Genomic DNA, 21,665 nt, shown 5'->3' with positions numbered 1-21,665 from the left:
TAATTTCTCCGGCGGGAACTCTTTTGCGCGGCTGCGCAGGAAGGAAGCCGCAGCATACAGGAATGCACCGGCTGTCTCCAACCCTCCGGCCAGTGGCCAGCGACTTTTTCGAGAGGCCGAAGCAGGGGCGCTCGGCGACGTCAAAAAATCAGTGCGGCATGGCTGCCATGCTAATGCTGCACTGCACAATTGTCACGGTTTGCCTATATTGGGGCTTGGGAGGACCAACCAGGGGCTTGAATCATGGGTTTCCTCACTGAAATGTTCGCCCGTCCGCGTCCGCAGGAACATCTGCGCTACCGCGCCGCTCTGGCGCTGCTTCATTCGATGAGCAATGCCGACCGGGCCGACATCGGCATCAAACCAGCCGATTTTCCGCGCGTCGCCCGCGAAATGTCCTCACGTTAGTCACGGATATCCCGGCTCGACCGGGATATCTCCTCGCCAATTCTTCAACGCGATCCCATGAAAATCGCCTTGCTCAGCGGCACGCCATTGTGGCGCAGGATGTCGTAGGCGGTGGTCACGTGGAAATAGAAATTGGGCATGGCGAGATGCAGCAGATACTGCATGCCGGCCATCGAGAATTCGCGCTGGCCAAGCTTCAGCTCGATCATTCTGTCATCGGAGCCGTCCATATCGGCAGCCGAGAATGTCGCCAGAAGGTCGACGGTCTTGGCGATGCGCGCCTGGAGATCGGCAAAGGTCGCCTCATTGTCTTCATATTTCGGCACCTCGCGACCGGCAAGCCGCGACGGCGCGCCCTTGGCATGGTCGGTCGCGATCTGCACCTGTCTGGTCAACGCATACATGTCCGGCGCCAGCCTCGACGTCAAAAACACCTGCGGATCGATCTTGCGGTCGAGCGCATTCTGCTCGGCGATGTTCAGCACGTTGGATAGCGCCTTCAACCTGGCCGAAAACACCGGCACGGACGCTTCGTACATCGATATGGTCACGTGAATCTCCTATCCCGGCGGGAACGCCGACGGCGGCACCTAGCGCCTGCGCAGGCGATTCTTCAAGCGTCACCACGTCGCCGCAATCGCTATGATAGGATTTCCCATCCGGTGGAGATTCCCGATGAGAAGCGCCCTTTTTGCAGCGACTGCTTTTTTCTCCCTTGCCGTGACAGGCCAACCGGTGCTCGCCGCCGAAGCGCCTTATGTCGACGACAGGTCGGACGCCGAAGCGGTCATCCGCTCGTTCTACAGCGCCATCAACCGGCAAGAATTCGCGCGCGCCTGGGACTATTTCGACGAAACCAAGCCGGTCCAGGATTTCGACGCCTTCGTCAAGGGCTATGACGGCACCGAAAGGATCGAGGTCAAAACCGGTGGCGTGTCCGAAGACGGTGCGGCCGGCAGCATCTATTACAATGTTCCGGTCGCCATCCGGGCGACAGCCAAGGACGGCAGCGAAAATGTCTTTGCCGGCTGCTACACCCTGCGCCAGGTCAACGCCTCGATCCAGGAACCGCCATTCCGCCCGATCTTCATCGACAAGGGCGCGCTGAAACCGTCCAATGCCGAATTCGAGGAGGCCGTGCCGGCAAGCTGCGGCGACGCACCGCCGCCGCCGAAGAAGGATGCGGCGCTGGAGCAGGCCAAGAAGGCGTTTGCGGCCACTTATGGCGACCAGTGCGACAAGGAAATGCCTGGCGGCGAGCCCTTGGCAGAGCCGGACGCCTACTCCCTGCGCTACAAGGATGCCGGCGCCGAGGCCGATCAGCCCGAACGCGAGACGCGGCTGTTTCGCTTCTTCTGCTCGATGGCTGCCTACAATGAGAGTGCCGTCTACTATGTCTACGACGATGTGTCAGGCGTCCGGCAGCTGCAGTTCGCCTCGCCGGAACTCGATATCCACTATGAGAACAACGATAGCGAAGGCAAGGTCGAGGCGATCAACGTCACCGGCTTCCAGACCGACGACCAGCTGGTCAATTCCGAGTATGACGACGCCACCAAGACGATCTCGTCGCTCAACAAGTGGCGCGGCCTCGGCGATGCCGCATCGGCCGGGACCTATCTGTTTCGCAACGGCAATTTCTCGCTGGTGCAGTACGATGTCGACGCCTCCTACGACGGTGAGATCAACCCGCAGACGGTCGTGGACTACAACACACCGCCTTAAGGGGCCTCCGACAGCATCCACTTGAGCGCGCCGCGCCAGTCGGTCATGCGGATCGGCGTGCCGTGCGTGCCGGTCTCGAAGCGGACAAAGCGGGCCGGATAGGTCTTCGATTTGGCCAGGATCGAACGGAAGAAGGCTTCTTGTTTCTCGACTGGAAACACAGGGTCCTTGCTGCCCTGGCCAAAGAAGACCGGAACACGGCGCTTGAAGGCCGGGCTCGAGAAGAAACTTTCATCCCATAGCGAACCGAGCAGCAGCAGCCCGCCGATGCGGCCGCCAGTATCCTTGCGGGCGGCCAGCTTCCAGCACAATGCGCCGCCCATCGAGCCGCAGGCGACGAAGATCTTCGCGCCCGGCGACCGTTCCGCATAGTGGCCGATCAGCGCAGCGATCTGGGCCGCACCGGTGTCGCCGAAATCGGAAAAGTCCGGTGACAGATAGAGGCCACCATTGCCGGCCATCAGGTTCTTGATGCGGTTGAAATTGCCGCCGAAGGTGAAATCGTCAACGCCCTGCTTGCGGCTGCCACCCTGCCCGTGCAAATAGAGCACGATGACGCCGGCGCCTTGTGTGCGACCGACGGCGACGTGGCGGATATTGCCGGCGTCGGTCTTCAGCAGCAGATCCTGCTGCACCTTGCGCACACCGGTGTCGACATACTGCGCCTGCGCGCGGCGCTCCGGCACTTTGTCGCGGGCGTTGATATCGCGCAGCTCGCGATAGTCGACGACTGTATAGGCACCCTCGGAAGAGAGGATGGCCGGATAGGCGAACAGATCGTCTTTGAAGGGCTTTAGCGTGAGGACGTCGGCGTAAGCGGCGCAAGAAAACAAGAAAAATATTGAAGTCAGAAGGGCGCAGGGGGATAGGACGGTACGAACAGCCATCCCACAGGCATCGTTTTTCGGCCTCGGTTTGTCAATCCTGCAGCACGCCGCCGGCGCCTGCCAGCGCCTCGGGGGTGTCGACATCGATGGACGCTGCCTTGCCGATCTCGACATCGATGACATCGAGCCCTTCGGCCTCGACCAGATGGCGCGCGCCGGTATCGCCTTCCAGATGAGCGATCGCCGCAAACAGCGAACGCGGCAGCAACACAGGATTGCCTCGCTTTCCCTCATGCGAGGCCCGCACCACCGATCGGCCCTCGAATTTGCGGAATGCATCGATCAGCCTGTCGAGGTCGGCTGACGCGATGCCAGGCATGTCGCCAAGCACGATCATGGCGCCGGCAGCATCGCCGCTGACCCGCGCGATGCCGGCCTTCAGCGATGAAGACAGGCCCTCGGCGAAATCCGGATTATCGGCGAAAGTCACATCCAGTCCCGACAACGCGGCGCGTACACGCTCACGCTGATGGCCGGTGACGACGACGGTGCCCGAAGCTTTGGAGCCGAGCGCGCGATCGGCGCTGCGGCGGACCAGCGGCTGGCCGTCGAACAGCGCCAGCAGCTTGTTCGGGCCGCCCATGCGGCTGGAGCGGCCGGCGGCCAGCAGCACGATATCGACCTTCAACTCGGCACTCTCAGACTTTGGCGCCGGCAGCTGCTCGCGCGGCTGTGGCCGGGTCGGGATTTCCATCAACAGACCGCCGACACCCATGCCGGCAATATCCTCGGCCGTCACGTCGAGATCGGCGATCAACCGGTCCAAAACCCAGTCGAAGCCGTTCTCCTTGGGGCTGCGGGCGCAGCCCGGCGCGCCGATGACGCGCTTGCCGGCAAGCGCGCCGAGCACCAGGAGATTGCCGGGATCGACCGGCATGCCGGCGCGGATGACGGTGCCGCCGGCCTGCTCGATCGCTGCAGGGATGACGTCGCCAAAATCGCTCATCGCCGATGCGCCGAAGATCACCACAATATCGTTGTCACGCGCCATCGAGCCCGCAGCATCCGCAACGGCGCCAACGTCGTGCGGCGTGCGGCGCTCGGCCGTCAGCCGGCCACCTGACCGCGCCAGACGGGCTTCGGTGACCCGCAATGTCTTGTCGAGCACACTCGGCTTGATGCCGGGCAGAACCGTCTGGATGACGCCGATACGCACCGGCTGATAGGCATTGACGGCAAAGATCTCGCCGCTGGCGCAGATCCTTGCCACCGCATCGACCAGGGCGGAAGCAACGGCGAAGGGAATGATCTTCACGGTTGCGACCATCTGGCCGTTTTCGACCGGTGCGTGCTGCGCCAGCGTGGCGATGGTGATGGTCGGATCGACGGCGTTGATGGCGTTGATCATCGCGGCATCGACCGTGAAGATACCGGCCGCCTGGGCGTGCAGATTAACCCGGCCGGTCGCGGCGGGCTTCGCCTCGACATTGCGATGGATCATGCTTTCGGCGATCTTTTCGGCGGCAGCGTCCTCGCTCAAATCATCGAGAGCAAGAACGGCCGCGACGACCTCAGAAATCCCTGCTGACTTGAGCAAAGTCACATCCTCGGCGCTCAGCCTGTGTGCCTTGCGCAAGCGCCGTTCTCCGGCCGTGGTGGCATGCGCAAGCACTGCGCCTTCGGCCGTATCTACGGGGATTGGCCCAAACTTCACGCCACCGCGTCCTTGGATTCGAGGCCGCGCGAACGAAACGCCTGGATCGCTTGCGCCAACACCGCCACAGCTATTTCGGCCGGGCTCGCCGCACCGATGTCGAGACCGATCGGCGCGTGGATGCGGGGGATCTGGTCGGCGGTCGCGCCCAATGCCAGCAGGCGTTCGACCCGCTTCGCATGAGTCTTGCGGCTGCCGAGCGCACCGACATAGAAGCAGTTGGCGTCGAGCGCCGCCTTCAGCGCGAAATCGTCGATCTTCGGATCATGGGTGACGGCGGCCAGCGCCGTGAAGCTGTCGAGCGGCTGGCGCTTCAGGATATCCTCCGGCCATTCGGCATGCAGCGCGACATCGGGAAAGCGGTCTGCGGTGGCAAAGGCCGTGCGCGGATCGACGATTTCCACGGGGTAGCCGGCGATCCTGGCCATCGGCGCCAGTGCCTGGCTGATATGGACTGCGCCGATCACCACCAGGCGCGGCTGCGGCAGGTAGGCGTTGAGGAAGAAGGTTCGCCCTTCCGCCTCGACCGACCCGGAATTTCCTGATCGAAACGCCTTGGCGATCGCAGCGCCCAATTCGCCGGCGACCTGATCGCCCTCCCTCACGATGCGATCGCGGCCATCGCCGAGATCGGTGACCAGGATCACCGCGCGGCGGGCGCGGCGTTCGGCGTTCAGCGTTTTCAGCGCGTAGGGATCCATCGAAATATCTCTTGTTTAAGCATGATTCTTGTCGGCAAACCGGTTCCCACTTTGCGGGATCATGCTTCTAACCCAACCGCTCGACATAGACCTTGATGCGGCCACCGCAGGACAGGCCGACCTGCCAGGCGGTCTCGTCGGCGACGCCGAACTCCAGCATCTTGGCCTTGCCGCTGTCGATGACGTCGACCGCCTCGGTGACCACCGCGCCTTCGACGCAGCCACCAGAGACGGAGCCGTGGAAATTGCCGTCCGCGTCGATGACAAGGTGGCTGCCGACCGGGCGCGGCGCCGAGCCCCAGGTCTCGACCACGGTGGCAATGGCGACATCCTTGCCGTCTTTCATCCAGCCTTCCGCGATGATCAGCGGATCGCGGGCCTCATCGAGATAAATGCTGTTTTCCATCACCGTTTCTCCCGGAGAAAACATATGACTATGCGGCGTCTCTCGCGCCACCCTCAATCCATCTGCGTGGGTCGACGGAGCGCGCCGAAGTCTTGTCCAGCGACGCGCACAGGTCGGCGAGCGCATCGAGATTGTGCACCGAGCGGAATTCGTCGACATGCGGCAGCATCGCCTTGACGCCGCGGGCGCGCGCCTCGAAGCCGTCGAAGCGCAGCAGCGGGTTCAGCCAGATCAGCCGCCTGCAGGATTTGCGCAGGCGCTCCATTTCCTCCGACAGGCCGGCAACGTCGTCGCGCTCCAGCCCGTCGGTGATCAGGAGAACCACCGCACCCTGCCCCAGCACACGCCGCGACCACAACCGGTTGAATTCGGCCAGCGTATCACCGATGCGGGTGCCGCCCGACCAGTCCATCACCGCCGCCGAACAATCGGCGAGTGCCGCGTCAGGATCGCGATGGCGCATCTGCCGCGTCAGATTTGTCAGCCTGGTGCCGAAGACGAAGGCGTGCACGCGCCGGCGCTTTTCCGTCAGCGCATGCAGGAAATGCAGGAAAATGCGCGTGTACTGGCTCATCGAACCGGAAATATCGGCAAGCACGACCAGCGGCGGGTGAACCTCGCGCGGCGACCGGAATTTCGGCAGGATCAGTTCGCCGCCTGTCCGCGCGGCCGAACGCATCATGGCGCGCGGATCGATACGTCGGCCATGCGCGTTGGATTTGAAACGCCGTGTCCTGACCATGTCGAAGGGCAGCCGCAACTCGGCGATCGCCTTCTTGGCGTCAGTCATCTCGGCGGCGTTCATCTGGGCAAAATCCTTGCCCCTCAGCACCTCGTTGCCGGAAAACGTGAAGCGAGCGTCGACCTCGATCTCGGGGATTTCCTGCACCGGCTGGTTCTTCTGGTGGCCCTCGAACATTGCCTGGCTGACGCGGTTTTCCGCAGCCCGCGGCTTTTGCTTCTCTCTGATATCAGGCGCCACCGGCGAAAACATCGCCAGCATCTTTTCGATCAGCTCGTGCGATTTCCAGAACAGCCGGAAAGTCTCGTCGAAGGTAGGGTGATCTTCGTGCCGCGACACCAGTACGGCGTGCAGCGTCCAGTAGAAATCGTCGCGAGAGCCGATACCGGCGGCAAGCACCGCCTCGATCGCATCCTTTACCGAGGCCGGGCCGACCCGCATGCCGGCCTTGCGTAGGGTGCGGGCGAAATAGACGATGTTATCGGCGATCCTCCCATCGGGCGTGGCCTCTTTCGGTTCGGGATGCGGCGTTGCCATCGCCTACTCCGCCGCCGAAAGCTCGGCCTTCACCTCGTTGAGGATGCGCCGGCCTTCGCCCTGTTCTATACGGGCAATGTCGTCTTGGTATTTCAGCAGCACGCCGATCGTGTCGGAAACGGTTTCCGGATCGAGCGCCACCTTGTCGAGTTCGGTCAGCGCGCTGGCCCAGTCGATGGTCTCGGCAACCCCCGGCACCTTGAACAGCTCGATCTGGCGCAGCTTCTGTATGAACGAAACCACCTCTGCCGACAGCCGGCTGTTGGCCTGCGGTACTTTTCTGCGCACGATCTCCAGCTCGCGCTCGGCATTCGGGTAGTCTACCCAGTGATAGAGGCAGCGGCGCTTCAGCGCGTCATGGATCTCGCGGGTGCGGTTGGTGGTGATGATGACGATCGGCGGCTCCTCCGCCTTGATCGTGCCGAGCTCGGGCACCGTGACCTGGAAGTCGGAGAGAATTTCGAGCAGGAATGCCTCGAAGGCCTCGTCGGTGCGGTCGAGCTCGTCGATCAGAAAGACCGGGGCGGCGCCCGCCTTGCCGGTCAGTGCGTCGAGCACCGGGCGGCGGATCAGGTATTTTTCGGAAAAGACGTTGCGCTCCATGTCGGAGCGGTCGACCTTGCCGGCCGCCTCTTCCATGCGGATCTCGATCATCTGCGCGGCGTAGTTCCACTCGTAGACGGCGGACGAGACGTCGAGGCCTTCATAGCATTGCAGGCGGATCAGCCGGCGGCCGAGCGCTTGCGCCAGCACCTTGGCGATCTCGGTCTTGCCGACGCCGGCCTCGCCCTCAAGGAACAGCGGCCGCTTCATGCGCAGCGATAGAAACAGCACGGTCGCCAGCGACCGGTCTGCCACATAGTCCGCACCGGTCAGCAGATCGAGCGTCTCATCGATCGTCCGCGGTGCGGGACGCGGTTTCAACTCGGTCATTCTTTCTCCGTGGGTGCAGCCATCCAGGGCCTCTACAGAGCGTGATAGCCGCGGTCGTGATAGATCAGCGGCCGCAAATTATCGCCGGTGCGCAGGCCTGTCACCTTGCCAAAAAGCACACGGTGGGTGGCCAGATCCTTGGTGTCGATCAGTTCGCAGTCGAACACGGCGAGCGCGCCCTTCAGCGTCGGCGCACCGGTCGAGATCACGTCCCAATCGCCCAACGCAAAACGTTCCTCGACGGGCAGACCTGTGAGGCCGGAAAAGCCGACCGACAGCGCCTCCTGGTCCGAAGCCAGCGTGTTCAAGGCGAACCTGCCATTCTTCACGAACGGCTCATTCTTGGGATTTTCGCAATTGAGGCAGACCAGGATGGTCGGCGGCGTGTCCGAGACCGAACAGGCTGCAATGACAGTCGCACCGCGCCTGCCGGCGGGACCGTCGGTGGTAACCACATGGACGTGGCCGGCAAAATGGCTCATCGCGTCGCGATAGGCCTGCGGCCCTATGTCGTTCTTCTTCAGCACCGGCGATTTCCATTGGTTTGAAGCGAGGTGAACCGAACCGTTATATATGGCGGCATATTGCATGCCACAAGCGAAGTGGTTGACATGCATCTTGAATTTCGCGTGTTGCGTGAAAGCTGACCAGCCTTTAGGTCTTGGCAGGAAGTGGCTCCGGCAAACACGCGACCGGTGCAGAGGAATTCTTTCGCTCGCATGCGACCCAGGACAACGACAATAGCGGTGCTGGCCTGGCTGTCTCTCGCCGGTGATGCGAACGCTGACACGCTGCTGGTCGGCGTCGCAGCACCACTGTCCGGGCCGTCGGCGATGCTTGGCAAACAGATCGAGGCGGGCGCCGGCCTGGCGGCAGCGGCGAACGGTGCTCAACTCAAGGTTGTCGACGACGCCTGCACGGCCGATGGCGGGGCTGCAGCGGCGAGGGAATTCGTTGCGTCGAAAGTCGGCGTGGTCGTCGGCTTCCTCTGCACCGAGGCGATCGAGGCGGCACTGCCGATCCTGAAGGACGCCAACATACCGGTCATCACCGTTGGCGTGCGCACCGAAAGTCTGACCGACCGGCGCGCCAAGACCGGCTGGCCGATCTTTCGGCTTGGGCCGCGTGGCGATGACGAGCGCAACGCCGTCGCCATCAATCTCACCCGCCAATGGCAGAACGAGCTGTTCGCCATCATCGACGACGGCACGATTTACGGCCGCGAAATCGCCGAGACGCTTCGGGCGGCAGCCGAGCAGGCGGCGCTGAAACCGGTGTTCGTCGACACATTCAGGCCGCAGCTCGACAACCAGATCGGGCTGATCGGGCGGCTGAGGAAGGCCGGCGCAACGCATGTCTTCGCCGGCGGCGACGGCGAAGACATCGCCATCATGGGCCGCGACGCCGGCCAACTCGATGCCGGCATTATTTTTGCCGGCGGCGAAGCGCTGCGCACAGCGCCCGGCGACGTGCCTTATGCCACGGGCACGCTGATGTTTGCGCCGCCCGAATGGGCCGATGTCGCCGACTCCAGGGTGCTCGAAAGCTTTGCCGCACAAACGATCGTGCCGGAGGGCTACACGCTGCCGGCCTATGCAGCGGTCGAGATCGCCAAGGCGGCGACAGCCCTGGCGGACCCCCCCGGCAAGCCATTGGCCGATGCGCTCGCCGCGCATGACTTCAGCACCGCGATCGGACCGATCCGCTTTGACGGCAAGGGCGACTTGACCGAAAACCTTTATCGGGTCTTCCGTTTCAACGGCGCAAATTTCGTGCCGGCGGAGGCCAAATGATGTTTCGCACCGGGCCGCGCAATCTCATCACCGATGTCGCCGGCCTGCGTGTCGGCAACGCTTCCGATGTGAGGCTGAAGTCCGGGGTGACCACCATCGTCTGCGACGAGCCGGCAGTGGCCGGTGTGCAGATCCTGGGCGGCGCGCCGGGCACCCGCGAGACCGACCTGCTCGAGCCGCACAATTCGATCGAGGCGATCCATGCCGTGGTGCTTTCGGGCGGCTCGGCGTTCGGTCTCGATGCCGCCTCCGGCGTGCAGGCGGCACTACGCGAAAACGGCATCGGCGTGGAGGTCGGCGGCTTTCGCGTGCCGATCGTGCCGGCGGCGATCCTGTTCGACCTGCGCAACGGCGGCGACAAGGACTGGGGCCGCTATCCGCCCTACCGCGATCTCGGCTATGAGGCGGCACAGGCAGTCGGCATCGATTTTCCGCTCGGCACGGTCGGCGCGGGCACCGGTGCCCTGAGTTCCGGCCTCAAGGGCGGCCTCGGATCGGCCTCGACGGTGCTCGACAGCGGGGTCACCATCGGCGCACTCGCCGCCGTCAATCCGACCGGCTCGGTGACGATCGCCCGAAGCAGGCACTTCTGGGCAGCGCCCTTCGAGATCGGCGACGAGTTCGGCGGGCTTGGTTATCCCGCGCCGATGCCGGCGAACGCGAAAAGGATCCTGCTGAAATTTCGCGACAAGCACGTCGGAGGCAACACGACCATCGCCGTCATCGCCACGGACGCCCTTCTCACCAAGGCCGCCGCAAAACGCCTGGCGATATCAGCGCATGACGGCTTCGTGCGCGCCATTTGGCCGACACATACGCCGGCCGACGGCGATCTGGTTTTCGCGCTGGCGACCGGCAAGAGCGGCATCGAGCTCGCGCCCAACGACGCCATCGAGCTTTATGCTGCGGCCGGCGCCACCATGGCGCGCGCCATCAGCCGCGGCGTCTTTGCCGCAACGCCCGCCGATGGCGACCTGTTTCCGGTCTGGTCGTCGCGCTGAATGCGGGCTGCCATGGCCCGTCATCAGGTGGGGTCGGATTTTTCCTCCTCGAACGTGACCGCGACATCCGAATTTGCCGACAGCCGGACTTTCTGGCCCTCGACTTCGGCTACGAGGCTGAGCGGAATGAAGTGGTGATGCCCCCTGTGGGCGCCCTCGCCGCTGTCGCGCTTGGTCAGCTTGATTCGGTGTCCCTCAACCTTGTCGACTGTGCCGACATGAACGCCGTCGGCGCCGATCACTTCCATATGTTCGCGAATGCTGGCTGCATCGGTCATTGTGGGTTCTCCATTTCAAGCTGCCAACATAAACAAATGACGGCACGATTGGATGCATCGGGTTTGCGTCTCAGAGGGCACGACGTTTTGAGGATGTCGTGATAGTGATCGAAACAACGCTGGCTGCTCAAACGGAAATCCGATGCGAATTCTCGTCCTGTTTGCTGTGTCCCTCCTCGCCCAGTTTGCAACCTCGCTCGCCGCGCATGCCGGCGATGTTGCCGAGCTTGAAATCCTCGGCTTCACCGGGGATGGCGGCGCCTTCGCCTTCGAGGAGTACGGCGTCCAGGACGGGTCGGGGTTTCCCTATGCCAATCGCTATTACATCAACACCGCCGACGACAGTTTTCTCAAGGGCACACCGATCAGGGTGCGGCTTGACGACGAGAACGCAACGCTCGACGCGGCGCGTCTTGCAGCCCGGCAGAAAGGCGAAGCTATCATCAAACAGGCGGAATTGACGGCGAATCGCGGCATCACCGCCGGCTCCAACCCGGTGACCGAGCTTTCGGCCGATCCGTTCCGCATGGTGGTCAACCCGCGGCCGATCTTTTCGCCGGTCGATGATCCGCTCGAGTTCCGACTCGACGAGATCGGCATGAACGATACCGAAACCTGCCAAAACCTTGGCGAGATCAACGGCTTTCGCCTGTTGCGCATCGAGGCGAAAGGCGGCGGCAAGACTGAACTCCTGCACGAAGACAAGTCGATCCCCAAAAGCAGAGGCTGCCCGAACGGCTATCGAATCGGCGCGGTGCAGACATTTTCCATGCAGGGCCTCAGCGCCTATGCCGTGCTGATCGCGGTGCGCCAGTACGGCTTCGAAGGGCCTGACTATCGCTGGATCGCGGTGACCGGCCGGCTGTGACGTCGCTCCCCGCCATACGCAACGGCGTCCTGGATCGCATCCGCAAGGCCTTGCCGTCGCCGTCCGCCGCAGTTTGCGGCGCGCTGCTGTGGGCCGCAGCCATGGGCGCCAGCGCACTTGTCAATCTGCTGCTGGACGACTGGGTGACCCCGGCAAATATCCGCTTCGTCTCGTTGCTCTATGCGGCGGGCGGTGCGCTGGCCTTTCCGGTTGGCCTGTTCCTGGCGCGGCTCGTCTCGCTCGGGCGGCATTGGCAAGTAGCCTTGGCGGCCGCGTTTGTCTGCCTTCTTGCCACCACGATCGGCTTGACCGGTGGGCTCTTTGCGCTGCAATACCGTTCCTACTATGCCCAGTGGCATGAACCTGCACTGACCATTGGCTGGTCCATCCAGTTCGTGCACACCATGGCAACGGCGTTCTATCAATTCATCGTGCTGGGCATCCGGCTTTATTTTCCGCTCGGTTTCATCGCGCTTGCTCTCACCTGCATCTGGTTTGCACGGCAGCAGCGTTGAGCATTTTGTCTGCCTCTGTTACGACGCGGGCGAACGCCCTCGCAAGTCAGGACTGACCGATGATCCCTCGCTACTCCCGGCCGGAAATGGTGGCCATCTGGTCGCCCGAAAACCGGTTCCGCATCTGGTTCGAGATCGAGGCCTACGCTTGCGACGCGCTGGCCGAGCTCGGCGTGATCCCGAAGGAGGCCGCCAAAACCATCTGGGAAAAAGGCGGGGCCGCCAAGTTCGACGTCGATGCGATCGACGAGATCGAGCGCGTCACCAAGCACGACGTCATCGCCTTCCTCACCCACCTCGGCGAATTCGTCGGGCCGGACGCCCGCTTCATTCATCAGGGCATGACCTCCTCGGACGTTCTCGACACCTGCTTTGCCGTGCAGCTCACCCGCGCCAGCGACATCCTTCTGGCCGACATCGACGGCCTGCTTGCGGCGCTCAAGCGCCGCGCCTTCGAACACAAGGACACCGTCACCATCGGTCGCAGCCACGGCATCCATGCCGAGCCGACCACCTTCGGCGTCAAGCTGGCGCAGGCCTATGCCGAATTCTCGCGCTGCCGCGAGCGGCTGGTGCACGCCCGCGAGGATATTGCGACATGCGCCATATCAGGTGCAGTCGGCACCTTCGCCAATATCGATCCCTATGTCGAAGAGCATGTGGCGAAGCAACTCGGATTGAAGCCGGAGCCGGTGTCGACGCAGGTGATCCCGCGCGACCGCCATGCGATGTTCTTTGCGACGCTCGCTGTCATCGCCTCGTCGATCGAACGGCTGGCGACAGAAATCCGCCATTTGCAGCGCACCGAGGTGCTGGAGGCCGAAGAGTATTTTTCGCCCGGGCAAAAGGGCTCGTCAGCGATGCCGCACAAGCGTAACCCGGTGCTGACCGAAAACCTCACCGGGCTTGCCCGCATGGTGCGTTCGTTCGCGCTGCCGGCGATGGAGAACGTGGCGCTCTGGCACGAGCGCGACATTTCGCATTCGTCGGTCGAGCGCATGATTGGCCCGGATGCGACTGTGACGCTCGATTTCGCGCTATCGCGGCTGACCAGTGTCATCGACAGATTGCTCGTCTATCCCGACAACATGCTGAAGAACATGAACAAGTTCCGCGGCCTCGTGCATTCGCAGCGTGTGCTGCTGGCGCTGACCCAGGCCGGCGTCAGCCGTGAGGACGCCTACCGGCTGGTGCAGCGAAACGCCATGAAAGTATGGGAGCAAGGCGCTGATTTCCTTGAGGAACTTTTGGCTGACAAGGAGGTCACCGCAGCCTTGCCCGAGGCCGAGATTCGTGAAAAATTCGACCTTGGCTATCATACCAAGCATGTCGACACGATCTTCAAGCGCGTGTTCGGAGAAGCGTGAGGCCACGCGGATTTGACCGGTCCCAGCCGGCGGTTCCAAGCTGGAGCACCCCTCATCCGACCGCGGAGCCTGTCCTCGGGCTTGCCGGAGGCAAGACCCGTGGGCGGCCACCTTCTCCCACAAACAAGGGGAGAAGGTAAGACGGCATCGACCTCGCCGCACCGTCAGGTTCGAATAATCAAGCCTTGCCGGGAACGGTCCTGATCACCGTTCCCCACGGGTCCTCGCGCGTCGCTGCATCAGTCACATTGTCGGACCGCATTTCGACCCAGGCGAGGCCGGACCGGGAAGGATCGCGACGGCCGGCGCCGGCGCTCTGCCACGAATTGGCGCCGATGTGGTGATGGTAGCCGCCTGATGACAGGAACACCGCCGCGCCACCATATTTCGCCATGGTATCGAAGCCGAATTCCTGGTGCCACCAGGCCTCGGCGTCTTCCGGCCGTCCGACGCGCAGATGGACATGGCCGATGATGCTGTTGTCCGGCATGCCCTGCCAGGCGGCATCGCCGGCCGGCACGTCGGCGACGACCGACGAAATGTTGAGCCGTTCGGTCGCCATCGCTATCTTGTCACCATTCCACTTCCAGCCCTCATGGCGGCGGTCGGAATAGATCTCTATGCCGTTGCCTTCGGGATCGGTCAGGTAGAGCGCCTCGCTGACCAGATGGTCGGAAGCGCCGTCGATGCCGATGTTGTTGGCGATGGCGTGGTTGATCCAGCGCCCGAGGTCGGCCCGGCTGGGCAGCAGGAAGGCAGTGTGAAACAGGCCGGCGCTGCGCGGATCGTCGGGCTTCGCCGCTGCATCCGCCTCGATGTCGAGCAAGGGACGATTGGCGGCGCCCAGCGTGATCGTGCCCCCGGCGCGGCTCAGTTCCCGCAGACCGACGACGTTGCGATAATAGGCAGCGAGATTTTCGGCATCGCGCGCGCGCAACCCGACGCGGGCAACACTGACCGGGGTCGTGGCGGCAAAGGGCAGTTCGCTCATGAAAGTCTCCGTTTGGGCGGCCTTCGACGAAATCTCCAAAGCCAGGAGCCCGGCGCTACCTACCATTGTTCGTCGTGTCAGTTCCAAATCCTGGGTCTCATGTACACGGCAGTTTCCTTTCCCGATGACAGATCGTCGATCGCGATCGTTCACACAAGACGGCAAGAAGCGAACATGGTGTTCACTATTTGTGAGTATTGCACGGGTCAGACCCAGTTTTGCGCATGATCTTGTCCAAAAACCGCTTCACACTTTTTGGGATCATACGCGGTTGCACGAAACCGTGTCCCTCGCTACATGCGCGCCATGAAAGTCAGGGATGCAGACATTCTCATCGTGCCGGGCTACACCAATTCCGGTCCCGACCATTGGCAGAGCCGCTGGCAATCGAAATTGTCGACGGCGCGGCGCGTCGAGCAGGCGGAATGGTCGAAGCCAGTGCGCGAAGACTGGACGGCGAGCGTGGCGAAGGCGGTCAACGAGGCCGAGCGACCGGTCGTCATCGTCGCGCACTCACTCGGCGTCGCTGCCGTGATCCAGGCAATGCCGCAGTTCCAGCGTCCGGTCGCCGGAGCCTTCTTCGTGGCGCCGCCCGACGTCGCCAACCCAGAGATAAAACCCAGGCACCTGATGACCTTCGGCCCTTATCCGCGCGAGCCGCTGGCATTTCCCTCGGTCGTGATCGCCAGCCGCAACGACCCGTTCTGCACCTTCGAGGTGGCCGAGGACATTGCCGGCGCCTGGGGCTCGCTGTTCATCGACGCCGGCGAGGCCGGACATCTCAACGCCGATGCCGGCTTCGGCCCGTGGCCGGAAGGCTCGATGACTTTTGCGAAATTCCTGACGGACCTTTAGGGGCCTATCGAGTCCCTCACGCTCTTCAGCAGGGTTTTTGCGCCCAGCCCGATCAACGCGTGCTCGGAGCCCATCGCCAGCAGCCGATAGCCCATCGACACCACACGGCCGGCGATGGCCGGCTCGATGACGTAGATCGCGGCATGCTTGCCGGCCTTGCGCGTCCGCTCGGCGATCGAGGCGACTGTTTCCATCATGCTTTCGAGCGTCGAGTTGACGGCGGCGCCGTTCGACCAGGCAATCGAAAAATCCGATGGCCCGAGGAAGATGCCGTCGATACCCGGCGTGTCGAGGATGCCGTCGAGTGCATCGAGCGCGGCGCGCGTTTCGACCATGGCGAAGGCCATGGTGCGCGCGTTGCTGTCGCGCAGCCAGTCGGCATAGTCGCCCTTGCCATGACGCGGAAAGGCATAAGTCGGGCCCCAGGAGCGCTCGCCGAGCGGCGGATACTTCATGGCGGCAGCGAACAGCCTGGCGTCCGCCACCGAATTCACCATCGGCGCAATCACCGCCTCGGCGCCGAAATCGAGCGCGCGGCTGGCCATGTCGAAGCGGCCGACCGGAATGCGCACCAGCGCCGGTTTGTTGGCGGCCAGCACCGGCCCAAGGCCGCGCAGCACGCTGTCCTCATGATGTCCGCCATGCTGCATGTCGAGGGTGACGGCATCGAAACCCTGTCTGGCAAGAATCTCGACCGTCAGGGCATCAGGCACGCCGGACCATGCGGTGCACAAGGTTTCATCGGCCACAAGGCGTGACTTGAGGGACATGGGCGCCTTCCTTATTCGACCTCGCATCGGCCCAAAATCGCCGACAAAGTCGGCCCGACGCGAGGAGTCAAAGTTTTAGAGCGTACTTTCCGAATGGATGCACGTCACTCTAATGCAATTCAGCCGGAAACAGCTGCAAAGGCAAAGAAAAACCGCCCGGAGGGGCGAGGCGGTCGATTGGTCCAGCGTGTCGATTGGCTCAGAGCAAAGGGTCAGGTGTTCTTGATCTGCTCGATTGCCTGCGCCATCAGATCGTCCATGGTGCGGCGAATCTGGTGGTCCGACTGGACGACCCCGGCTTCGTCGAAATCCTTGCGGATCTTGCGGAAAACGTCGTGGTCGCCGGCTTCCTCGATATCGGCGAGGACGACCTGGCTGGCATAGGCTTCGGCGTCGGCCCCGGCCTTGCCGAGCTTTTCGGCGGCCCACAGACCGAGCGCCTTGTTGCGGCGCGCCGCAGCCTTGAACCGGAGTTCCTCGTCGATTACGAACTTGCGCTCGAAGCCCTCCTCGCGATCTTTCATGCTGCTCATGGCATCCCTCCGGTCAAATCCGATTTGGTTGGCAGTCGAAATATGTGTCTTGCCCAGCACAAACCAAAAGGCCGCGGGCCGGTCAATATGCTACATCACTTGCTGCGCTGCGGCATTTCATTCTGGAAAGCGGTGATTGAAAGGATTTGCCGATTGAGCAAACACTGCGATTGGGATAGACACCGGCATTGAACCCCTACCGTTGCCGCACTAATTTAGGCGTACGGACAGGAACTGGTCGCTTGCCGCCTGCCCGGAAATCCAGAGAAAAGATCAGATGAAAAATCGCCGCCGCATTTATGAAGGCAAGGCCAAGATCCTCTATGAGGGCCCTGAGCCGGGAACACTGATCCAATTCTTCAAGGACGACGCGACCGCTTTCAACAAGAAGAAGCACGAAATCGTCGATGGCAAGGGCGTGCTCAACAACCGCATTTCCGAGCACATCTTCAACCATCTCAACCGGATGGGCATTCCGACCCATTTCATCCGCCGGCTCAACATGCGCGAGCAGCTGATCAAGGAAGTCGAGATCATCCCGCTCGAGGTGGTCGTGCGCAATGTCGCCGCCGGCTCGCTGGCCAAGCGTCTCGGCATCGAGGAAGGCACCGTGCTGCCGCGCTCGATCATCGAATTCTATTACAAGGCCGATGCGCTCGACGACCCAATGGTGTCTGAAGAGCACATCACGGCTTTCGGCTGGGCAAGCCCGCAGGAGATCGACGACGTCATGGCGCTGGCCATCCGCGTCAACGACTTCCTCTCCGGCTTGTTCATGGGCGTCGGCATCCAGCTTGTCGACTTCAAGATCGAATGTGGCCGGCTGTTCGAAGGCGACATGATGCGCATCGTCGTTGCCGACGAGATCTCGCCGGACTCGTGCCGTCTGTGGGACGTGGCGACCCAGGACAAGCTCGACAAGGATCGATTCCGCCGCGACATGGGCGGTCTGGTCGAAGCCTATCAGGAAGTCGCCCGCCGCCTCGGCATCATGAACGAGAACGAGCCGCCGCGTCCCGCCGGACCAGTGCTCGTCGCCTCGACCGATGGCCTCAAAGGCAAGCCGCACTGAGATTTCTTGCCGCTCAACACGTCGAACAGGAGCATGTCCAGCGTGATCAAGGCCCGCATTACCGTCACTCTCAAGAACGGCGTGCTCGACCCGCAAGGCAAGGCGATCGAACACGCATTGTCCGGGATGGGCTTTGACGGCGTCGGCCAGGTTCGGCAGGGCAAGGTTTTCGACGTCGAGCTTGCTGAGAGCGACAAGGCCAAGGCCGAAGCCGATCTCAAAGCCATGTGCGACAAGCTTCTGGCGAATACGGTGATTGAGAACTATAGTGTGGCCATTACCTGAGGTTGTGCCGGAGGGCAGATGGCCGAGATTGATGGAAGCTTGATATTTGAAGTCCTCAAGTCCATTCAGTCGCGTCTGGACAGGATGGATTTGACGCTCGGGGAGGTAAAGTCCGAGCTTGGCTCTATCCGCGGCCATCTCATCGCCACCGAGGGCGACGTGAAGAACATTTATGGCGTGCTGGCTCGCCAGGACGAGCGCCTGGAACATATTGAACGCCGCTTAGACCTGCGCGAGCTTGCCGAAGCCCAGAGGCCTTACGAACCGAAATGAAATCAGCCGTCGTCCTCCTGCCAGGCCTCAACCGTGACCGCGACATGATCGCGGCGCTGACCAAGATTTCGGGAACGCCGCCGGTCACCGTCTGGCAGACCGACACCGAAATTCCCGACGTCGACCTGATCGCCATTCCTGGCGGCTTCTCCTTCGGCGACTATCTGCGCTGCGGCGCCATTGCCGCGCGCATGCCGGTGATGCGGGCGGTCGCCGAAAAGGCGGCCATGGGCGTCATGGTCATCGGCGTCTGCAACGGCTTCCAGATTCTGGTCGAGGCCGGCCTTTTGCCGGGCGCCTTGATGCGCAACAAGTCGCTGAAATTCGTCTGCCGGCAGGTCAAGCTGCAGATCGCCAACGCCAACACGATGTTCACCCGCCGCTATCAGCCGGGCCAGATCATCCGCTCGCCGGTGGCGCATCATGACGGCAATTATTTTGCCGACGCCGAGACGCTGCGCAGGCTCGAAGGCGAAGGCCAGGTCGTGTTCCGCTATGCCGAAGGCACCAATCCCAACGGCTCGATCAACGACATTGCCGGCATCATCAACGGCCAGGGCAATGTGCTCGGCCTGATGCCGCATCCCGAGAACCTGATCGAAACAGCGCATGGCGGCAGCGACGGCCGGGCACTGTTCGAAAGCGCGCTTGGCATCGCCGCTTGATTCTTCAGCGTTCATCCTCTTCTCGAATTCTACATAGGCGCCGCATGAGCCCGAGACAGACGATCGCCCGCCTCGCTCTCGTCGCCGCCGTCGGCCTTGTGCTCGCCTCCTGCCAGTCGAAGCCGAAGAGCGCACCGGCGCCTTCTGGCAAGAGCGCGGCGCTGCTTGCCATGGAACAGGTGGCGATCGCCGCCCACAAATGCTGGATCGCCAGCAAGGATCCCGCCTTCAAGCCCTATCAGATGGCCAACGAGCTGAATTCGTTCACCGGCACGCCGCGCTTCCTGCTGGTCCCGGTCAAGCATTATGGCGGAAAGCCGTTGCTGGTCGTGCAGGCGCAGGGCAATTCACGCCGGGTTGACGTGTACGGTCCGCTGATGGCCGAACCGCTCGGCGCACGCATCGGCTCGGACATTGCCCGCTGGCAGGCTGGCAATCAGGCCTGCGGTGCGGCTGCATAGGGCTGTGCGCCGCTTCGCGCAGGTCGCCGGTCTGGGCATCGGCCTGGCCGCCCTTGTCCTGCAAATCTGCATCACCGTTCAGGCGTCGATGGCAGCCGGCCGCAGTTTTGTCGGCTCGCTGGTCTTCTATTTCAGCGCGTATTCTCAGTCCCAGAACGGCCTCAGACCCTCACGATGGGCGTCGGCACGCGAGATGCCGATATCCCTAAGCTGATCGTCGGTCATCTCCAGCAAGACCAGCCGGCTGCGCCGGCGATCCAGCAAGTTGCCGATCCGGTTTGCGAGTGAGTTGACCATTCGCACCAGGCGACGGACATAGGTTTGCCGGCCTGACGGGCGGGCTCCGGGCAATCCAGCTCTCATGTAACGGATTGTATCGATTGCAGCCATTTTCTTGCTACCAAAATTCGAGATTGTATCTATTTGTTGCGCGGTCACATATGTATTGACTCTCAAAACGGTGCAATATAGAAAATTGTCACTATGACAAATTGGCTTCCCGACCTTTCCGCCGGCTCCGGGCCGCTCTATCAGCGGCTTGCAGATTCCATCGAAACGGACATCGACCGTGGCTTGATCGCCGCCGGGGCAAAATTGCCGCCGCAGCGCGATCTGGCATACGACATCGGCACGACCGTCGGCACGGTCGGCAGGGCCTACCAATTGTTGCGCGAGCGGGGCCTGGTGAGCGGCGAAGTCGGACGCGGAACCTATGTGCTTGGCCGGCATGACACCAAGACCGATCTGCTGGCGCCCGACCCGCAGGTGGAAGGCACGCGCTATATCGATGCGCCTCGCGGCAAACTGCGCTTCGACAGCACAGCTGCGCCTGATACCGGCCAGGGCGCCATTGTCGCCGATGTGCTTTCGCGCACGGCGCAGGAGCATCCGTACGAGATTTCAAGCTATACGCGGGATTTTCCCAACCGCTGGGTCGAGGCCGGCTGCAGCTGGCTGTCGCGAAATTCGTTTCGCCCAAGCCCCGATGGCATCGTTCCGACGCTCGGCACCCATGCCGCGGTTATGGCGGCGATTGCCGCGCTGACCACGCCCGGCGACTATATCGTCTTCGAGCACCTCACCTATTCGCAGATTTCTCGCAGCGCCGGCCTGATCGGCCGCCGCACCGCGCTGGTGACGTCGGACGCGGAAGGGCTCGATCCGGAGGATTTCGAGCGCGTCTGCGCGCAAAAACACCCGAAAATGATGTTCTTGATGCCGACGGCCAAGAACCCTACATTGGTGACGCTGTCGGCAACGCGCCGTGAGGCCATCGCCCGCATCGCGCGCGAATACAATGTCATCCTGATCGAGGACGATCTCTATGGCGATCTGACCGACGACCCGACGCCGCTCCTGGCCGAATATGCCCCCGAACGGACCATCGTCGCCGGCGGCCTGTCGAAATCGGTTGCGGCCGGCGTTCGCGGCGGCTGGCTCGCCTGTCCGCCGGCCTATCGTCACCGCATCCGGGTCGCTCACAAGATGCTGACGGGCGGCCTCCCCTTCCTGCTGGCGGAACTGTGTAGCAGACTGGTTCTGTCCGGCCAGGCCAGCGAGATGCGCAAGCGCAGCATCGTCGAGATCAACGCGCGCGTGGCGATCGTGCGCGAGACACTAGCCGGGTTCGACTTCAACGCACTAGACAATGTGCCCTTCATCTGGCTCACCCTGCCCGATCCATGGCTTTCCGGCACCTTCAAGAACGCCTGTCTCGAACATGGCGTGCTCATCGACGATGAGGACGAGTTCAAGGCCGGCCGTTCCGAGCAGGTTTTTCACGGCGTGCGGTTTGGGGTTTCACAGCCGGAGCGACGCGAGGACATCGCGGGCGGTGTCGGCGTGATCCGGCGGCTGCTGGACGAGGGCCGAGCCGGCTACGACAGTTTCTCCTGAACCGGCTTGAAACCGGCGGGCCGAGTGGCGATCTTTCGCTACTGCATCG

General features: G+C 62.8%; 27 protein-coding genes. 14 read left to right on the top strand and 13 right to left on the bottom strand.

What is annotated here, in order from left to right; translation table 11 throughout:
• Positions 1-243: 243 nt before the first annotated feature.
• Positions 244-408: a hypothetical protein gene (locus AC0L28_RS29640; RefSeq protein WP_023798224.1), complete on the top strand. Its 165-nt coding sequence runs from the start codon at positions 244-246 to the stop codon at positions 406-408.
• Positions 409-452: 44 nt separating this feature from the next.
• Here the strand turns inward: AC0L28_RS29640 and AC0L28_RS29635 are convergent, their stop codons facing one another.
• Positions 453-959: a DUF1993 domain-containing protein gene (locus AC0L28_RS29635; RefSeq protein WP_128173199.1), complete on the bottom strand. Its 507-nt coding sequence runs from the start codon at positions 957-959 to the stop codon at positions 453-455.
• Between the two features lie 124 nt (positions 960-1,083).
• Here AC0L28_RS29635 and AC0L28_RS29630 point away from each other — a divergent pair, with 124 nt between their 5' ends.
• Positions 1,084-2,133, top strand: coding sequence for a DUF1176 domain-containing protein (locus tag AC0L28_RS29630; protein ID WP_473481762.1), 1,050 nt, complete (start codon positions 1,084-1,086; stop codon positions 2,131-2,133).
• Here the strand turns inward: AC0L28_RS29630 and AC0L28_RS29625 are convergent.
• The 7 genes from AC0L28_RS29625 to AC0L28_RS29595 form a co-directional block, all read right to left on the bottom strand.
• Entirely contained in the window at positions 2,130-3,020 is an 891-nt protein-coding gene (locus AC0L28_RS29625; RefSeq protein ID WP_473481760.1) for an alpha/beta hydrolase family protein, read from the bottom strand. The genes AC0L28_RS29630 and AC0L28_RS29625 overlap by 4 nt on opposite strands.
• Positions 3,021-3,051: 31 nt before the next feature.
• Positions 3,052-4,674, bottom strand: coding sequence for an NTP transferase domain-containing protein (locus AC0L28_RS29620; RefSeq protein ID WP_128173196.1), 1,623 nt, complete (start codon positions 4,672-4,674; stop codon positions 3,052-3,054).
• On the bottom strand, positions 4,671-5,375 hold the full coding sequence (locus AC0L28_RS29615; protein ID WP_473481758.1) for an XdhC family protein: 705 nt from the start codon (positions 5,373-5,375) through the stop codon (positions 4,671-4,673). The genes AC0L28_RS29620 and AC0L28_RS29615 overlap by 4 nt, the downstream gene beginning before the upstream one ends.
• Positions 5,376-5,442: 67 nt before the next feature.
• On the bottom strand, positions 5,443-5,781 hold the full coding sequence (locus AC0L28_RS29610) for an XdhC family protein (protein WP_027154201.1): 339 nt from the start codon (positions 5,779-5,781) through the stop codon (positions 5,443-5,445).
• Between the two features lie 28 nt (positions 5,782-5,809).
• Entirely contained in the window at positions 5,810-7,060 is a 1,251-nt protein-coding gene (locus AC0L28_RS29605) for a vWA domain-containing protein (protein WP_287237543.1), read from the bottom strand.
• Positions 7,061-7,063: 3 nt separating this feature from the next.
• Positions 7,064-7,993: an AAA family ATPase gene (locus AC0L28_RS29600; RefSeq protein ID WP_287228940.1), complete on the bottom strand. Its 930-nt coding sequence runs from the start codon at positions 7,991-7,993 to the stop codon at positions 7,064-7,066.
• Between the two features lie 32 nt (positions 7,994-8,025).
• The gene (locus tag AC0L28_RS29595; protein ID WP_123150093.1) at positions 8,026-8,520 is read right to left on the bottom strand and encodes a flavin reductase; all 495 of its coding nucleotides are present in this window, start codon (positions 8,518-8,520) and stop codon (positions 8,026-8,028) included.
• A 192-nt stretch (positions 8,521-8,712) separates the two neighbouring features.
• Here AC0L28_RS29595 and AC0L28_RS29590 point away from each other — a divergent pair, with 192 nt between their 5' ends.
• Both AC0L28_RS29590 and AC0L28_RS29585 read left to right on the top strand, forming a co-directional pair.
• Positions 8,713-9,786 (top strand): branched-chain amino acid ABC transporter substrate-binding protein, encoded by a 1,074-nt coding sequence (locus AC0L28_RS29590; RefSeq protein WP_473481755.1) that lies wholly within the window; start codon positions 8,713-8,715, stop codon positions 9,784-9,786.
• Positions 9,786-10,787 carry a P1 family peptidase gene (locus AC0L28_RS29585; protein ID WP_023798235.1) on the top strand — a complete coding sequence of 334 codons (1,002 nt, stop codon included), beginning with the start codon at positions 9,786-9,788 and terminating at the stop codon, positions 10,785-10,787. The genes AC0L28_RS29590 and AC0L28_RS29585 overlap by 1 nt, the downstream gene beginning before the upstream one ends.
• Positions 10,788-10,810: 23 nt before the next feature.
• Here the strand turns inward: AC0L28_RS29585 and AC0L28_RS29580 are convergent, their stop codons facing one another.
• Positions 10,811-11,065: a DUF2171 domain-containing protein gene (locus AC0L28_RS29580; RefSeq protein ID WP_128246624.1), complete on the bottom strand. Its 255-nt coding sequence runs from the start codon at positions 11,063-11,065 to the stop codon at positions 10,811-10,813.
• A 142-nt stretch (positions 11,066-11,207) separates the two neighbouring features.
• Between AC0L28_RS29580 and AC0L28_RS29575 the strand changes: the two genes are divergently transcribed.
• From AC0L28_RS29575 to purB, 3 genes are read left to right on the top strand one after another with little or no spacing between them, the layout of a single operon-like run.
• Positions 11,208-11,933 (top strand): DUF2259 domain-containing protein, encoded by a 726-nt coding sequence (locus AC0L28_RS29575; protein WP_473481753.1) that lies wholly within the window; start codon positions 11,208-11,210, stop codon positions 11,931-11,933.
• Complete coding sequence (locus AC0L28_RS29570; protein WP_473481751.1) at positions 11,930-12,448, top strand: hypothetical protein; 519 nt, start codon at positions 11,930-11,932, stop codon at positions 12,446-12,448. The genes AC0L28_RS29575 and AC0L28_RS29570 overlap by 4 nt, the downstream gene beginning before the upstream one ends.
• A 59-nt stretch (positions 12,449-12,507) precedes the next feature.
• The gene (purB, locus tag AC0L28_RS29565; RefSeq protein WP_473481749.1) at positions 12,508-13,815 is read left to right on the top strand and encodes an adenylosuccinate lyase; all 1,308 of its coding nucleotides are present in this window, start codon (positions 12,508-12,510) and stop codon (positions 13,813-13,815) included.
• Positions 13,816-13,993: 178 nt separating this feature from the next.
• Here purB and AC0L28_RS29560 read toward each other — a convergent pair whose 3' ends face one another.
• Positions 13,994-14,806: a VOC family protein gene (locus tag AC0L28_RS29560; protein ID WP_473481747.1), complete on the bottom strand. Its 813-nt coding sequence runs from the start codon at positions 14,804-14,806 to the stop codon at positions 13,994-13,996.
• Between the two features lie 306 nt (positions 14,807-15,112).
• On the opposite strand from AC0L28_RS29560, the gene AC0L28_RS29555 reads away from it, so the two are divergent.
• A complete protein-coding gene (locus AC0L28_RS29555; protein WP_023798242.1) occupies positions 15,113-15,661 on the top strand; it encodes an RBBP9/YdeN family alpha/beta hydrolase in 549 nt (182 codons plus the stop codon).
• Here the strand turns inward: AC0L28_RS29555 and AC0L28_RS29550 are convergent.
• Both AC0L28_RS29550 and AC0L28_RS29545 read right to left on the bottom strand, forming a co-directional pair.
• Positions 15,658-16,431 carry an HpcH/HpaI aldolase family protein gene (locus AC0L28_RS29550; protein ID WP_473481745.1) on the bottom strand — a complete coding sequence of 258 codons (774 nt, stop codon included), beginning with the start codon at positions 16,429-16,431 and terminating at the stop codon, positions 15,658-15,660. The two genes, AC0L28_RS29555 and AC0L28_RS29550, sit on opposite strands and share 4 nt — an antisense overlap.
• A gap of 212 nt (positions 16,432-16,643) precedes the next feature.
• The gene (locus AC0L28_RS29545) at positions 16,644-16,964 is read right to left on the bottom strand and encodes a DUF1476 domain-containing protein (protein WP_091591813.1); all 321 of its coding nucleotides are present in this window, start codon (positions 16,962-16,964) and stop codon (positions 16,644-16,646) included.
• Positions 16,965-17,241: 277 nt separating this feature from the next.
• On the opposite strand from AC0L28_RS29545, the gene purC reads away from it, so the two are divergent.
• The 5 genes from purC to AC0L28_RS29520 are packed head-to-tail and all read left to right on the top strand — an operon-like array spanning position 17,242 to position 19,720.
• Positions 17,242-18,036, top strand: a complete 795-nt coding sequence (purC, locus tag AC0L28_RS29540) for a phosphoribosylaminoimidazolesuccinocarboxamide synthase (RefSeq protein ID WP_023798245.1) — start codon at positions 17,242-17,244, stop codon at positions 18,034-18,036.
• A gap of 42 nt (positions 18,037-18,078) precedes the next feature.
• Positions 18,079-18,321, top strand: a complete 243-nt coding sequence (gene purS / locus AC0L28_RS29535; RefSeq protein WP_023798246.1) for a phosphoribosylformylglycinamidine synthase subunit PurS — start codon at positions 18,079-18,081, stop codon at positions 18,319-18,321.
• An 18-nt stretch (positions 18,322-18,339) separates the two neighbouring features.
• Positions 18,340-18,594, top strand: coding sequence for a hypothetical protein (locus AC0L28_RS29530; protein WP_091591367.1), 255 nt, complete (start codon positions 18,340-18,342; stop codon positions 18,592-18,594).
• Positions 18,591-19,259 (top strand): phosphoribosylformylglycinamidine synthase subunit PurQ, encoded by a 669-nt coding sequence (purQ, locus tag AC0L28_RS29525; RefSeq protein WP_473481743.1) that lies wholly within the window; start codon positions 18,591-18,593, stop codon positions 19,257-19,259. Before AC0L28_RS29530 ends, purQ begins: the two co-directional genes overlap by 4 nt.
• Before the next feature lie 44 nt (positions 19,260-19,303).
• On the top strand, positions 19,304-19,720 hold the full coding sequence (locus AC0L28_RS29520; protein ID WP_473481741.1) for a hypothetical protein: 417 nt from the start codon (positions 19,304-19,306) through the stop codon (positions 19,718-19,720).
• Positions 19,721-19,864: 144 nt separating this feature from the next.
• On the opposite strand, the gene AC0L28_RS29515 is transcribed toward AC0L28_RS29520, so the two are convergent.
• Complete coding sequence (locus tag AC0L28_RS29515) at positions 19,865-20,071, bottom strand: DUF1127 domain-containing protein (RefSeq protein WP_473481739.1); 207 nt, start codon at positions 20,069-20,071, stop codon at positions 19,865-19,867.
• 132 nt (positions 20,072-20,203) lie between these two features.
• Between AC0L28_RS29515 and AC0L28_RS29510 the strand changes: the two genes are divergently transcribed.
• On the top strand, positions 20,204-21,616 hold the full coding sequence (locus tag AC0L28_RS29510; protein ID WP_473481737.1) for an aminotransferase-like domain-containing protein: 1,413 nt from the start codon (positions 20,204-20,206) through the stop codon (positions 21,614-21,616).
• Positions 21,617-21,665 lie beyond the last annotated feature (49 nt).

The sequence above is a fragment of the Mesorhizobium sp. WSM4847 genome, assembly GCF_055811335.1.
This window is presented reverse-complemented; position numbering and strand designations above follow the sequence as displayed.

What these genes read in the sequence shown, in the direction of transcription:
- AC0L28_RS29625 (WP_473481760.1), bottom strand. Translation starts at nt 3,020, where the DNA reads ATGGCTGTTCGTACCGTCCTATCCCCCTGCGCCCTTCTGACTTCAATA.
- AC0L28_RS29590 (WP_473481755.1), top strand. Translation starts at nt 8,713, where the DNA reads ATGCGACCCAGGACAACGACAATAGCGGTGCTGGCCTGGCTGTCTCTC.
- AC0L28_RS29580 (WP_128246624.1), bottom strand. Translation starts at nt 11,065, where the DNA reads ATGACCGATGCAGCCAGCATTCGCGAACATATGGAAGTGATCGGCGCC.
- AC0L28_RS29615 (WP_473481758.1), bottom strand. Translation starts at nt 5,375, where the DNA reads ATGGATCCCTACGCGCTGAAAACGCTGAACGCCGAACGCCGCGCCCGC.
- AC0L28_RS29600 (WP_287228940.1), bottom strand. Translation starts at nt 7,993, where the DNA reads ATGACCGAGTTGAAACCGCGTCCCGCACCGCGGACGATCGATGAGACG.
- AC0L28_RS29520 (WP_473481741.1), top strand. Translation starts at nt 19,304, where the DNA reads ATGAGCCCGAGACAGACGATCGCCCGCCTCGCTCTCGTCGCCGCCGTC.
- AC0L28_RS29605 (WP_287237543.1), bottom strand. Translation starts at nt 7,060, where the DNA reads ATGGCAACGCCGCATCCCGAACCGAAAGAGGCCACGCCCGATGGGAGG.
- purB (WP_473481749.1), top strand. Translation starts at nt 12,508, where the DNA reads ATGATCCCTCGCTACTCCCGGCCGGAAATGGTGGCCATCTGGTCGCCC.
- AC0L28_RS29555 (WP_023798242.1), top strand. Translation starts at nt 15,113, where the DNA reads ATGAAAGTCAGGGATGCAGACATTCTCATCGTGCCGGGCTACACCAAT.
- AC0L28_RS29560 (WP_473481747.1), bottom strand. Translation starts at nt 14,806, where the DNA reads ATGAGCGAACTGCCCTTTGCCGCCACGACCCCGGTCAGTGTTGCCCGC.
- AC0L28_RS29510 (WP_473481737.1), top strand. Translation starts at nt 20,204, where the DNA reads ATGACAAATTGGCTTCCCGACCTTTCCGCCGGCTCCGGGCCGCTCTAT.
- AC0L28_RS29630 (WP_473481762.1), top strand. Translation starts at nt 1,084, where the DNA reads ATGAGAAGCGCCCTTTTTGCAGCGACTGCTTTTTTCTCCCTTGCCGTG.
- AC0L28_RS29575 (WP_473481753.1), top strand. Translation starts at nt 11,208, where the DNA reads ATGCGAATTCTCGTCCTGTTTGCTGTGTCCCTCCTCGCCCAGTTTGCA.
- AC0L28_RS29530 (WP_091591367.1), top strand. Translation starts at nt 18,340, where the DNA reads ATGGCCGAGATTGATGGAAGCTTGATATTTGAAGTCCTCAAGTCCATT.
- AC0L28_RS29585 (WP_023798235.1), top strand. Translation starts at nt 9,786, where the DNA reads ATGTTTCGCACCGGGCCGCGCAATCTCATCACCGATGTCGCCGGCCTG.
- AC0L28_RS29545 (WP_091591813.1), bottom strand. Translation starts at nt 16,964, where the DNA reads ATGAGCAGCATGAAAGATCGCGAGGAGGGCTTCGAGCGCAAGTTCGTA.
- AC0L28_RS29550 (WP_473481745.1), bottom strand. Translation starts at nt 16,431, where the DNA reads ATGTCCCTCAAGTCACGCCTTGTGGCCGATGAAACCTTGTGCACCGCA.
- AC0L28_RS29640 (WP_023798224.1), top strand. Translation starts at nt 244, where the DNA reads ATGGGTTTCCTCACTGAAATGTTCGCCCGTCCGCGTCCGCAGGAACAT.
- purC (WP_023798245.1), top strand. Translation starts at nt 17,242, where the DNA reads ATGAAAAATCGCCGCCGCATTTATGAAGGCAAGGCCAAGATCCTCTAT.
- purQ (WP_473481743.1), top strand. Translation starts at nt 18,591, where the DNA reads ATGAAATCAGCCGTCGTCCTCCTGCCAGGCCTCAACCGTGACCGCGAC.
- AC0L28_RS29610 (WP_027154201.1), bottom strand. Translation starts at nt 5,781, where the DNA reads ATGGAAAACAGCATTTATCTCGATGAGGCCCGCGATCCGCTGATCATC.